This window comes from Streptomyces sp. NPDC053432, from assembly GCF_055585365.1.
On record NZ_JBVJKF010000002.1, the window covers coordinates 475,640 to 487,730 of the forward strand.

Here is a 12,091-nt window from a genome sequence, read left to right on the forward strand (position 1 = left end):
ATAGCACCTGTACGAATCGGGGTATACCGGCGTCATGGACACCACGGCCTGGCTCACTCTGGCGACGGTCATCACGGCCGGCCTCGCGGTCGCGGCGGCCGTGCTGCTCGTACGCGTCTTCAAGGCGCGGCGGCTGCTGCTCGACGCGGGGATCCCGCTGCAGGACAAGGCGCTCTTCTGGATCGCCGTGGCCTACACGATCTCCCCCGTGGACCTGATCCCGGACCCGGTGTACCTGGACGACATCGGCGTCCTGCTGGTGGCCCTGCGCGCCCTGCACGCGGCGGCCGCCGCGGCCCGCGCGGACAAGGAGCCGGGCGCCGCGTAGCGGGGGGCCCGCGGTCAGCCCACGCCGCGGGTGCGGAACTGGACGCTGATCCGCGGCCCCACCGCCCGCGCCGACTTGGGGACGGCGTGCTCCATGGTGCGCTGGCAGGAGCCGCCCATGACGACGAGGTCGCCGTGGCCCAGCGGCAGCCGCAGCAGGGTGGGACCGCCGTCGCGGGGGCGCAGCGCGAGGTCGCGCGGGTCGCCGACGGACAGGATGGCGACCATGGTGTCCTCGGTGGAGGAGCGGCCGGTGCGGTCCCCGTGCCAGGCGACGCTGTCGCGGCCGTCGCGGTAGAGGCACAGCCCGGCGGTGACGAAGGGTTCCCCGAGCTCGGCCGCGTAGTGCCGGGTGAGCGCCTCCCGGGCCTCGGTGAGCGAGGGATGCGGGAGCGCCTCGCCTTCCGCGTAGAACGCGAGCAGCCGGGGCACCTCCACCTCCCGTTCGTACATCTGACGCCGCTCGGCATGCCAGGGCACGTCGGCCGCGAGCCGCTCGAAGAGCGCGTCGGCGCCGGTCAGCCAGCCGGGGAGGTGGTCGACCCACGCCCCGGCCCCGAGGTCCGTCCGGCGCACGGCGTTCAGCGGGCCGAGCCGGATCTCGTCGCCCTGGTCGAAGAGGGAACCCTGAAGGCCTTGGACTTCGTACATGGTCCCAGCCTAACCCCAGTAACCGAACACGTGCGCGAATAGCGTCCTCGGGCGGCCTCACGCCCACCCCTTCCGCCAATTGGTCCAGACCTATTGACGGGGGAGCATCCGGAGGAATAGGTTCCCGGCGGCGGTGCGCGGAGTCCCCAACTACCGCCGCCCACAACGGTGTTGCCGTCATCCCCCCACGTCGCCGGAGGCATTTCCTTGCGCACTCCCACACGCAACCGCACCCGCACACGCACCCGTCTCGCCTGCGGCCTCGGCGCCGCCGTGCTCGGCGCGGCAGCGGTGCTGACCGCCCCCGGCTCCGCGTTCGGCGCCGATCTGCTCGTGAACGGCGGCTTCGAGGCGGCGGGCACCCCGGCCGGCTGGTCCTGCACGGGCGGCCTGGGCTCGGTGGTGACCTCCCCCGTGCACAGCGGCGCGAAGGCGCTCGCCGGTGCGGCCACGGCCTCCGACAACGCCAAGTGCACCCAGTCCGTCTCCGTCCGCCCGAACACCACCTACACGCTCTCCGCCTGGGTCCGCGGCAGCTACGTCTACCTCGGAGTCACCGGCGGGGCCTCGACCTGGACGACCTCCCCCGGCGCCTACTCCCAGCTGACCGTCACCTTCACCACGGGCGCCTCCCAGACCAGCGCGGAGGTCTACCTCAACGGCTGGTACGGACAGGGCACCTACTACGCCGACGACGTCACGCTCGACGGCCCCGGCGGCGGCACCGACACCCAGGCGCCCACCGTCCCCACCGGGCTCACCGCCACCGGCAAGACCTCCACGAGCGCCTCGCTCGCCTGGACCGCCTCCACCGACAACGTCGGCGTCACCGGCTACGACGTCTACCAGGGGGCCACCAAGGTCGCCACGGCCACCGGCACCGGTGCGACCGTCACCGGGCTGACCCCCGCCACGAGTTACACGTTCACCGTCCGCGCCCGCGACCTGGCGGGGAACACCTCGGCGGCCTCCGCAGGCGTGTCCGTCACCACCGACAGCGGGACCACCCCGGCCGGCTTCAAGCAGGCCGCGCCCTACCTCTACCAGGGCTGGGGCAACCCGCCCAGTGCGACCACCGTGATGAACGCGACCGGCGCGAAGTGGTTCACCATGGCGTTCATCCTCGCCTCAGGCGGCTGCAACCCGGCCTGGGACGGCCAGCGGCCGCTCGCCGGCGGGGTGGACCAGAGCACCATCGCCTCGATCCGGGCCGCGGGAGGGGACGTCGTCCCGTCCATCGGCGGCTGGCAGGGCAACAAGCTCGGCCCCAACTGCGCCACTCCCGAAGCCCTGGCCGGCGCCTACCAGAAGGTCATCGACGCCTACGGCCTGAAGGCGATCGACGTGGACATCGAGAACACCGACGAGTTCGAGAACGCCGTGGTCCAGGACCGCATCCTCGGCGCACTCAAGATCGTCAAGCAGAACAACCCGGGGCTGCGGACCATCCTGACCTTCGGCACCGCCACCACCGGCCCGACCTCGTGGGGCAACCGCCTGATCGACCAGGCCAAGGCGCTGGACGCCGGCGTCGACGTCTTCACGATCATGCCGTTCGACTTCGGCAACGCCTCGACCGACATGTACGCGAGCACGGTCAGCGCCACCGAAGGCCTCAAGGCCAAGCTCAGGTCCGCCTTCGGCTGGGACGACGCCACCGCCTACGCGCACATCGGCATCTCCGGCATGAACGGCATCAGCGACACCCAGGAGACCACCACCGTCCGGAACTGGACCGACATCCGCGACTGGGCCAACACCCACCACATCGCCCGCCTCGCCTTCTGGTCCGTGAACCGCGACCGCGGCTGCCCCGGCGGCGGCCTCCAGGAGAGCTGCTCGGGCATCGCGCAGAGCGACTGGCAGTTCACCTCCATCACGGCGGGCTTCACCGGCTGACGCACCGGTGATCATCGCGTACGGGTCCGGGCTGGTCAGGCCCCCGCGACGTCAGGGCCGCCCGCGTGCGGGAGCGGCGTGCGGGCCCACAATGGAAGGGTGAGTCCTGGAGCGTCGTGACTCCGTGGAGGTGTCCCATGTCCCGCAGTCACCACTTCCACGTAGATCACGGCGCCCACTCGATCACCGTCAACGTCGGTCCCGGCCGGACGGGTGAGATCGAGCTCCTCGTCAACGGCAAGGTCATCGCCCACCGCGAGGAGCACGAACCGGGGACCACCGTGCTGGAGGGCGTCCTGCCCGAGGAGCCGGCCCGCCCCTTCCGGATCATGGTGCGCCAGCCGCACCTGGTCCCGACGGGGCCGCGGTGCACCTGGGAACTGGACGGGGTCGAACACGTCATGCCCGAGCGGTACTCCCCCTGACCTGGGTGGCGCTACGCGCGCGCCGGCAGCCGCCTCGGGCTGGTGTCGGAGGAGCTCGAAAGAACTGCCGGGGCCCCGGGACGCGCCCGTCCGGACGGCGGCGCTGCGCCGGGGCCTGTGACTCGTATGGTGTCGGTGGACCGAGCGGTACGGGTCGGGGCGGTGGGTGAGGTTCGGGTCAGGTCAGGTCAGGTCGGTCGAGACGAGGAGAACCGGTGCGTGACGCAGACTTCTTCCGGCGCTGGATGACGGCCGCGGCGGCCGCGGTGGAGCGCGAGGCGGACCGGCTGACAGAGCTCGACTCCCCCATCGGGGACGCCGACCACGGAATCAACATGCTGCGCGGCTTCACGGCGGTGCTGACGGCCCTGGAGGCGGAGGCGCCGGCGACGCCCGGCGCGGTGCTGGGGCTCGCCGGGCGGACGCTGATCTCGACGGTGGGCGGCGCATCGGGGCCGCTGTACGGGACGCTGCTGCGCCGCACCGGCAAGGAGCTCGGAGATGCCGCGGAGGTGTCCGACACCCAGCTGCGGGAGGCCCTGGACGCGGGGGTGGGTGCGGTGGCGCAGCTCGGCGGGGCGGCGCCGGGCGACGCGACGATGCTGGACGCCCTGGTACCGGGGGTGGCGGAGCTGAGCACCTCGTACCGGGCGGCCGGCGACGCGGCGGAGCGCGGCGCGCTGGCGACGGTGCCGATGCAGGCCCGCAAGGGCCGGGCCAGCTATCTGGGCGAGCGGAGCATCGGCCACCAGGACCCGGGCGCGACCTCGTCGGCGCTGCTGCTCGGGGCGCTGGCCGACGTGGCGGACGGCGTCCTGTGACGGGCGGCGGGCCGGTCGGCATCGTGCTGGTGTCGCACAGCGCGTCGGTGGCGGAGTCGGTGGCGGAGCTGGCCCGGGGCCTCGCGGCGGGCGGCCCGGTGGCCCCGCTGGCCGCCGCGGGCGGGACGCCCGACGGGGGGTTCGGCACGAGCGCGGAGCTGATCGTGGCGGCCGCGGCCGAAGTGGACCGCGGCGCCGGGGTCGTGCTGCTGGCCGACCTGGGCAGCTCGGTCCTGACGGTGAAGGCCCTGCTGGCGGAGGCCGGACTCCCCGAGGGTTCGCTGCTGGCGGACGCCCCGTTCGTGGAGGGCGCGGTGGCGGCCCTGATCACCGCCTCCACCGGCGCCCCCGCCCCCGCCGTGGCCGCCGCCGCGGCGGAGGCGTACGCCTACCGCAAGTCCTGACCCGCCCCGCCCGGCCGGCCGGCGGGGTCCGGGGACCGTGCCGCGAGCCAAGGACCGGCCGCGGGCCAAGGGCCGGGCCACGGGCGGAGGTCCGGGCCTGGCCGCGCCAAGGACCAGGCAGGCCAAGGGCCGGGCCGCAGGCCACGGGCAGAGGTCCGGGCCTGGCCACAGGCCACGGGCGGAGGCCCAGGCCGGGCCGCAAGCCAAGGACGCGGGCCACGGGCGGAGGCCCAGGCCCGGCCGCAAGCCAAGGGCCCGGCCACGGGCCACGGGCCGGGCCGGGTCTGCGGTCCGGGGCGGGGGCCGGAGGGTCCGGTCCCCGCGCGGGGCAGGGGCGGTGGGTCCCCTGAGCGCCGGAGGCTACGGGCGGCCCCGGAGGGATTCGATCTCGCGGCGTTCGCGCTTCGTAGGGCGGCCCGCGCCACGGTCGCGGATGCCGACCGCCGCGGCCTCGACCGGGGTCGGCGGCGGCGGGCTGTTGTCGACGTAGCACTCCGCGGCGACCGGCGGGCCCACCCGCTTGGAGACGGGCCGCCGGACCACCACGATCCGCTCCCGCCCCGCGTGGAAGAGCCGTACCTCGTCACCGGCCCGTACCGACTGGGCGGGCTTGGCCCGTTCCCCGTTCACCTTCACGTGCCCCGCCCGACAGGCGGTCGCCGCGATCGAGCGGGTCTTCGTCAGGCGCACGGACCAGATCCACGCGTCGACCCGCACCGTGCCCGTGTCCGTGCCCGTGTCCGTTCCCGGGTGCGTTCTCGATACCGATTCAGCCATGCCCCGACTCTAGCGAGGCGAAGAGGTCGCAACGGAACGACTTTTGGCGGTTACGACAAGAGGTGACGCAGTTGCCAGGTACTTCATCCTGATGAGATTGCAAATGCGCCACACATGCCCCTACCTTGTCGCACATGCAGTCCTACACCGTCGGACCGGCGGCGCGGCCGCTGGACGTCAGCCCGGAACCGAGGAGCAGCCGCTCATGTCCCTGATGTCCACCCCAGCCCGCCGCCGCGCGACCACCGCCGCCCTGGCCGCCGCCCTGCTCGTGCCGCTGGCCGCCTGCGGCAAGAGCGGCGACGGCGAGAAGAAGGACGCCCCCGCCGCCGGCTCCTCCGCTTCGGCCTCGGCCGCGCCCGCCGCGAACCTCACCGTCCTGGCCGCCTCGTCCCTCACCGACGTCTTCAAGGCGGCCGGCGCCGCCTACGAGAAGACCCACCCGGGCACGAAGATCACCTTCTCCTTCGCCGGTTCGCAGGAGCTCGCCGCCCAGGTCAGGCAGGGCGCCCCGGCCGACGCGGTGGCTACCGCCGACACCAGGACCATGGACGGCCTGAAGGCCGAGACCGGCGAGGCGACGGTCATCGCCAAGAACCGCCTGGTCATCGCGACCGGCAAGGACAACCCGCACAAGATCGGCGCGCTCAGGGACCTGGCCGACACCAAGATCAAGGTCGTGCTCGCCGCGCCCGAGGTGCCGGTCGGCAAGTACAGCAAGCAGATCCTCGACGCCCAGAAGATCGAGGTGAAGCCGGTCTCGCAGGAGCCCAACGTCCGCGCCGTGCTGAGCAAGGTCGAGCTGGGCGAGGCCGACGCGGGTCTGGTCTACAGGACCGACACCGTCAAGTCCGGTGACAAGGTAGTCTCCGTGGACATCCCGGACGAGCAGAACGTGGTCGCTTCCTACCCGGTGGCCACGCTGAAGCAGTCCGGGCACGCCGGGGCCGCCGCCGCGTTCGTGGCGTGGCTCAGCAGCCCCGAGGCACAGCAGATCCTCCAGGACGCGGGCTTCCAGAAGCCGTGACACCTCCGCGCGACGCGGACGCACGGGGGGCTGCCCGGTTCGGGGGGACCGGGCAGTCCCTTCCGGCGTCCCCGGGTCCTCCTGTCGTGCGCGGTCCGTTCGCGCGGCCGGCCCGTACGCTTCCCACGGCGGCCGCCGGCCGCCGCCCGCCCCGGCCAGGAACCCGATGAGCACATTCAGCACCCGCACCCGCACCCGCACCCGACCTCCCGTGGCCCTGGCGCTGCCCGCGCTGGCCGCCATCGGATTCCTGCTGCTGCCGCTGATCGGCATCCTCACCCGCACCCAGTGGGGCGAGCTCGGCGCTCATCTCACCAGCCCCGGGGTGACCGAGGCCCTGCGCCTGTCGCTGGTGGTGTCGCTGTGGGCCCTCGGGCTCTCGCTGGTGCTGGGTGTGCCGCTGGCCTGGCTGCTGGCCCGGGTCGATTTCAGGGGCAAGGCGCTGGTCCGCTCGCTGGTCCTGCTCCCGATGGTGCTGCCGCCGACCGTCGGCGGTGTGGCCCTGCTGCTCGGCTTCGGGCGCCGCGGGCTGCTCGGCCCGTGGCTGGAGAACACCTTCGGGATCACCCTGCCCTTCCACACCTCGGGCGCGGTGCTCGCGGCCACCTTCGTCGCGATGCCGTTCCTCGTGATCAGCCTGGAGGGCGCCCTCGGCGGTCTGAAGCAGAGTTACGAGGAGACCGCCGCCTCCCTCGGCGCGCCGCCGGTCCGCGTGTTCTTCACCGTCACGCTGCCGATGGTCGCTCCGGGACTGATCGCGGGCGCCGCGCTCACCTGGGCCCGGGCGCTCGGCGAGTTCGGCGCGACCATCACCTTCGCGGGGAACCTGCCCGGCACCACCCAGACGCTGCCGCTCCAGGTGTACCTGCTGCTGCAGGACCGGCCCGAAGCCGCCACCTCCGTCTCGCTGCTGCTCCTCGCGATCGCCATGGCGGTGCTCGTCGCCCTGCGCGGCCGCTGGACGAGCGCCCCGGCCGTCGCCTCCGACCGCCCGGCCGCCGGACCGGCGGGGCCCGCGGCGACGGGCGACGCGCCGACGGCCCCGGCCCCGGCCACTGCCCCCGCCACGACTCCCACCGGGGAGCCCGTAGGGGAACCTGCGGGGGAGCCCGTGCCACCCGGCGGCCACTGGCGTCTGCACGCCGCCGTCACCGGCTTCAACGAACTCACCCTCGAAGCCGAACCCGGCACCACCATCGCCGTGGTCGGCGAGAACGGCGCCGGCAAGACGACCCTGCTGCGCGCCCTCCTCGGCCTCACCCCCCGCGCCCGTGCCGAGCTGAGGCTCGGCGACACCGACGTCACGGCGCTGCCCCCGCACAAGCGGCAGGTGGCCTGGGTCCCGCAGGACGGAGCGCTGTTCCCGCACCTGAGCGCCCTGGCCAACACCGCGTACGGGCTGCGGGCCCGCGGGGTGCCGCGGGCCGGGGCGCGGCGCGAGGCCCAGGCCTGGCTGGACCGGCTCGGCGTCGGCCACCTCGCGCGGCGCAAGCCCGCCCAGCTGTCGGGGGGCCAGGCCCAGCGGGTGGCCCTGGCCCGCGCGCTGGCCGCCCGGCCACGGCTGCTGCTGCTCGACGAGCCCCTGGCCGCCCTCGACCAGACGACTCGGGCGCACGTACGGCACACCCTGCGCACGCACCTGGCCGGCTTCGGCGGAGTCTGCCTCATCGTCACGCACGATCCCGTGGAGGCGGTGTCGCTGGCCGACCGCGTCCTCGTGCTCGCCGACGGCCGCACGCTGCAGGACGCGCCGCCCGCCGAGGTGTCCCGGCACCCGCGCTCCCCTTGGGTCGCCCGGATGCTGGGCCGCAACGCCTGGCCGGGCACGGCGTCGGCCGAGGGGCTCGCCCTCGATGCCGGCGGCCGGCTCGTCGTCGCCGAGCGGCTCCCGGAAGGGGCCCAGGCGCTCGCGATCATCGCCCCCGAGGCGGTGTCGGTGCACCGGAAGCAGCCGACCGGCAGTCCCCGAAACGTCTGGCAGGGCACCGTACGGGAGATCACCGCGGTCGGCAGCCGGCTGCGGGTGCTGGTCTCGTCGTACGGGGCTCCCGATCTGGTCGCGGAGATCACTCCGGAGGCGGCCGCGGAACTGGGCCTCACCGACGGCTCCGAGGTGTGGACCAGCGTGAAGGCCACGGAGGTCACACTCGTCCGCCTGTGACGGCCGGGCCGGGCCGGGCCAGGCCGTGCCCGGTCAGGCCGGGTCGGGCCGGGCCGGGTCGGGGTCAGGGTCGGCCGAGATCATCTCGGCGGTGGGCGGGGCGTGACCTGCCTTAGGGTCGAGCGGTGCCCGTGCCGCGCTCCTTCCTGCGCACGGGCACGCCGTCGCACGTCCATCGTTCCCGTGGGGGGTACACCGTCATGTCCTTCAGCGCGCCCGGCTCACCGCCGCCGCAGCAGCAGCCCGGCCCGGCGCCGTACGGCGCGGCCCCGCTCCCGGCCCCGCCCTACTCGGGCGGGCCCCACCCCGGCCGGCCGTACCCGGCTCCCGGCCCCTACCCCGGCCAGGTCCCGCACCCGGGGCAGTACCCGTACCCGCCGCCGCAGCCCCTGGACGTCCTGCGTTCGCCCCAGGGGCTCGCCACGGCGCTGACGATCGTGCTGTCGGTCACCGCCGCCGTCAACCTCTGCTCGGCCGGCGCCAACGTGTACGCCCGGTCGCTGATGACGGACCTCATCGCGGACCCGGACACGGTCCCGGAGGACTCCCTCGACCTGTCGGACCTCATGACCGGCACCGCCGGGATCCTCCAGCTGCTCACCATGCTCGGCACGGCGGCCCTCTTCATCACCTGGTTCTACCGGGTGCGCGTCAACGGCGAGATCTTCCGCCCCGACGCCTTCACCCAGACCCGGGGCTGGGCCATCGGCGGCTGGTTCATCCCCGTCGGCAACCTGTTCATCCCGTTCCGGACGGCACGGCAGATCTGGGCGGCGAGCGCCCAGCTCGCGCCGGACGGCTCCTACCGGCACGTCTCCACCGCGCCGGTCACGGCCTGGTGGGTGTTCTGGGTTCTCGCCGCGATCGGCGACCGCGCGTTCAGCCGGCTGTACGCGCGCGCCGAGACCCCCGAGGCCCTGCGGACCGCGTCGACGGTGGGCGTCGTCTCCGACCTGCTCGTGGTGGCCGCCGCCGTGCTCGCCGTCGTCTTCGTCCGCCGGCTCACGACCCTGCAGAACACGAAGGCGGCCCAGGGCCCGTACGCCGCGTTCTGAGCCCCGCCCGGCCCCGCCCGGCCCCGCCCGGCGGGGCCGGGCCTCACCCGGCGGGCGCCGGGGCGGCCGCGGCGAACTCACACCAGACGCACTTCCCGGCGCCCCGGGGCTCCACGCCCCACCGGTCCGACAGCTGGTCGACGAGCATCAGGCCGCGCCCGGAGACCGCCCAGTCCCCCGCCTCGCGGCGCCTGGGCAGGGCGCTGCTGGAGTCCTCGACCTCGATCCGGATCCGGCCGTCGGCGGTGAGCCGCATGCTGACCTCGCCGCCGCCCTCCGTGTGGACCAGGGCGTTGGTCATCAGCTCGTCCGCCGCCAGTTCGATCTCGTCGGCCCGGTCCCGGGCACCCCAGGCGGCCGCCGCCGCCCGGATCAGGTGGCGGGCCGTCGCCGGTGCCCGAGAGTCGCCCGGCTCCAGCTTCTGGGACAGCGGGCCGCCGCCGCGTGCCGGGGGCGTGCCGCGGCGGCGCAGCAGGAGCAGGGCCATGTCGTCCCCGCCGCCGGAGTCCCCGACCAGGTCGCACAGGAGGTCGGCGAGCTCCTCGACGTCCGTGGGGCCGGTGTGCACCGCCGCCATCAGCTCGCGCATCCCGGCGTCGGAGTCCGCGCCGGGCCGTTCGATGAGGCCGTCCGTGCACAGCAGCAGGGTGTCGCCCGGGTGCAGTTCGAGGCTGGTGACGGGATATCCGGAGCCGGTCTCCCCGTGCTCGCGCGGGGGCAGTCCGAGCGGCAGTCCGCCCGCCACCTGGATGCGGTGGCAGCTGCCGTCGCCGCGCCGGACGATCGGGTCCAGGTGTCCGGCCCGGACCGTGCGGAACATGCCCGTGGTGAGGTCGACCTCGGCGTACGTGCAGGTGGCGAAGCGTTCCGTGGCCAGGTCGCGCAGGAAGGCGGAGGCGCGGGCCATCGCGGTGCCCGGGGTGTGCCCCTCGACGACGTACGCGCGCAGCACGATGCGCAGCTGGCCCATGACGGCGGCGGCGTCCGTGTCGTGCCCCTCCACGTCGCCGATCATCACTCCGACCCGGCCCTCGCCGAGCGGGATCACGTCGTACCAGTCGCCGCCGATGTCCCGCCCCATCCGCGCCGACCGGTACCGGACGGCGATCTGCGCGCCCGCGACCTCGGGGATCCGGCGGGGCAGCATGGCGCGCTGGAGGCCCTCGGCGAGGTCGTGCTCCTGCTCGAAGAGGATGGCCCGCTGCAGGCTCTGCGCGATGCCGCTGCCGAGGGCCATGAGGACGTTCCTCTCCTCCGCGGTGAAATCGCCCTCGCGTGCGTAGAGGAGTCCGAGCGCGCCGATGACCCGGCCCTGGGCGATCAGCGGCAGGTAGACCCCGCTGCGCACGGGCAGCGGCTCGATGTAGGGCCACAGCAGCGGGTAGCGGCGCGGGAACTCCTCGCGCACGGCGAGGTAGACCGGCTGCATCGTGCGTACGGCCTCGCTCATCGGGAACTGCGCGTCGATCCGCGTGTACTCGATCTCGGGCACGTACGTACCGAGCTGTCCCTCCGCGACCAGGTGGATGCGGCCGCCGTCCACGACTCCCAGCATCACGCTGACCGCGCCGAGGTGTCCGAGGGCCTCGGGGTCCTTGAGGACGTCGGTGACGTCGTTGACGGTGCGGGCGTGGGCGAGGATCGCCGTGGTCCGCTCGACGACCCCGGTCATCCGTCGGCGCCCCTCGGCCTGGTCCCCGCCGGCACCGGGCTCTCCGGGGTCGTGGGCGGCGTCGCGGAGGATCCCGATGATGCGGTAGGGGCGGCCGTCGGGTTCGCGCAGGATGTGCCCCTGGATGTGTGTCCAGGCCGGCGACCCGTCCCGGCGGCGGCTGCGGACGTACGCGCCGTAGTGGCTGCGGCCGTCCTTCAGCGCCTGCGCGACGCGGGCGTCGAGCCGGGCCTCCTCGGCCGGGGCGATGCGCGAGCGCAGTCCGGCGGGGGTCCCGGTGAACTCGTCCGGGCGCAGGTCGAGGACCTCCAGCGCGGTGGGATCGAGGTGCATCCGACCGCTGCCGAGGTCCCAGTCGAACGTGCCCATGCGGTTGAGCGCGAGGCTCCTGTCGGGCCGCGCGGGCCAATCGACCTCGGGGTTCCTTCCCCTCTGGGCCATGCAGCCAGGGTCTCACCGTCCGGCCGTATCGGCAGAAAAAGGGACCGGAGTGCGCCGAGGGCGGCCGGAGGGTCCGCCGGCCGGCCGCGTCACGCCGACGGCCCCGGCCGCGGCGGGCGAGGGGATCACCTGCCGCGACCGGGGCACGTCCGGTCATCTACTGCTGGTTTCCGTTCTCGTTGCCGGTGCCACCGTTCTGGTTACCGCCGTTGTCGTTGCCACCGTTGTCGTTGCCGCCTCCTCCGTCGTTGTTCTGCGGTGACGGCTTCGGGGGCAGCGGTGACGGCTGAGGCGGTGGGCTCGGCAGCTGGGGCTGCGTCGCGACCGAGGGTTCGGGCTGCGGCACCGCCGTGGTCCGCGGGGCCGGCGGTACCGGTTCCACCTCGCTCCGCTGGACCGACGGCGAGGCTGATCGCGCCCTGGTCGCCGAC

General features: G+C 74.2%; 11 protein-coding genes. 8 read left to right on the forward strand and 3 right to left on the reverse strand.

The genetic code is table 11. From position 1 onward, the window contains the following. Positions 1 to 34 precede the first annotated feature (34 nt). Complete coding sequence (locus ACZ6Y1_RS05285; protein WP_469623139.1) at positions 35 to 328, forward strand: YkvA family protein; 294 nt, start codon at positions 35 to 37, stop codon at positions 326 to 328. Positions 329 to 342: 14 nt separating this feature from the next. Here ACZ6Y1_RS05285 and ACZ6Y1_RS05290 read toward each other — a convergent pair whose 3' ends face one another. Further along, positions 343 to 978 carry an alpha-ketoglutarate-dependent dioxygenase AlkB gene (locus tag ACZ6Y1_RS05290; protein ID WP_469623142.1) on the reverse strand — a complete coding sequence of 212 codons (636 nt, stop codon included), beginning with the start codon at positions 976 to 978 and terminating at the stop codon, positions 343 to 345. A 207-nt stretch (positions 979 to 1,185) separates the two neighbouring features. Here ACZ6Y1_RS05290 and ACZ6Y1_RS05295 point away from each other — a divergent pair, with 207 nt between their 5' ends. From ACZ6Y1_RS05295 to ACZ6Y1_RS05310, 4 genes are all read left to right on the forward strand, one after another. Beyond that, on the forward strand, positions 1,186 to 2,877 hold the full coding sequence (locus ACZ6Y1_RS05295) for a carbohydrate binding domain-containing protein (protein WP_469623145.1): 1,692 nt from the start codon (positions 1,186 to 1,188) through the stop codon (positions 2,875 to 2,877). A gap of 137 nt (positions 2,878 to 3,014) precedes the next feature. After that, positions 3,015 to 3,302 carry a hypothetical protein gene (locus tag ACZ6Y1_RS05300; RefSeq protein WP_469623148.1) on the forward strand — a complete coding sequence of 96 codons (288 nt, stop codon included), beginning with the start codon at positions 3,015 to 3,017 and terminating at the stop codon, positions 3,300 to 3,302. 215 nt (positions 3,303 to 3,517) lie between these two features. Then, positions 3,518 to 4,123: a dihydroxyacetone kinase subunit DhaL gene (gene dhaL / locus ACZ6Y1_RS05305; protein WP_469623151.1), complete on the forward strand. Its 606-nt coding sequence runs from the start codon at positions 3,518 to 3,520 to the stop codon at positions 4,121 to 4,123. After that, positions 4,120 to 4,527, forward strand: a complete 408-nt coding sequence (locus ACZ6Y1_RS05310; RefSeq protein WP_469623155.1) for a PTS-dependent dihydroxyacetone kinase phosphotransferase subunit DhaM — start codon at positions 4,120 to 4,122, stop codon at positions 4,525 to 4,527. Before dhaL ends, ACZ6Y1_RS05310 begins: the two co-directional genes overlap by 4 nt. Before the next feature lie 360 nt (positions 4,528 to 4,887). Here ACZ6Y1_RS05310 and ACZ6Y1_RS05315 read toward each other — a convergent pair whose 3' ends face one another. After that, positions 4,888 to 5,304 (reverse strand): RNA-binding S4 domain-containing protein, encoded by a 417-nt coding sequence (locus tag ACZ6Y1_RS05315; protein WP_469623158.1) that lies wholly within the window; start codon positions 5,302 to 5,304, stop codon positions 4,888 to 4,890. Positions 5,305 to 5,509: 205 nt separating this feature from the next. Here ACZ6Y1_RS05315 and modA point away from each other — a divergent pair, with 205 nt between their 5' ends. From modA to ACZ6Y1_RS05330, 3 genes are all read left to right on the forward strand, one after another. Continuing rightward, positions 5,510 to 6,331 (forward strand): molybdate ABC transporter substrate-binding protein, encoded by an 822-nt coding sequence (modA, locus tag ACZ6Y1_RS05320; RefSeq protein WP_469623163.1) that lies wholly within the window; start codon positions 5,510 to 5,512, stop codon positions 6,329 to 6,331. A 166-nt stretch (positions 6,332 to 6,497) separates the two neighbouring features. Continuing rightward, positions 6,498 to 8,492, forward strand: a complete 1,995-nt coding sequence (locus tag ACZ6Y1_RS05325; RefSeq protein WP_469623166.1) for an ABC transporter permease — start codon at positions 6,498 to 6,500, stop codon at positions 8,490 to 8,492. 200 nt (positions 8,493 to 8,692) lie between these two features. Then, the gene (locus tag ACZ6Y1_RS05330) at positions 8,693 to 9,547 is read left to right on the forward strand and encodes a DUF4328 domain-containing protein (protein WP_469623168.1); all 855 of its coding nucleotides are present in this window, start codon (positions 8,693 to 8,695) and stop codon (positions 9,545 to 9,547) included. Positions 9,548 to 9,590: 43 nt separating this feature from the next. Here the strand turns inward: ACZ6Y1_RS05330 and ACZ6Y1_RS05335 are convergent, their stop codons facing one another. Beyond that, positions 9,591 to 11,660, reverse strand: a complete 2,070-nt coding sequence (locus tag ACZ6Y1_RS05335) for a SpoIIE family protein phosphatase (protein ID WP_469623171.1) — start codon at positions 11,658 to 11,660, stop codon at positions 9,591 to 9,593. Positions 11,661 to 12,091: the final 431 nt, after the last annotated feature.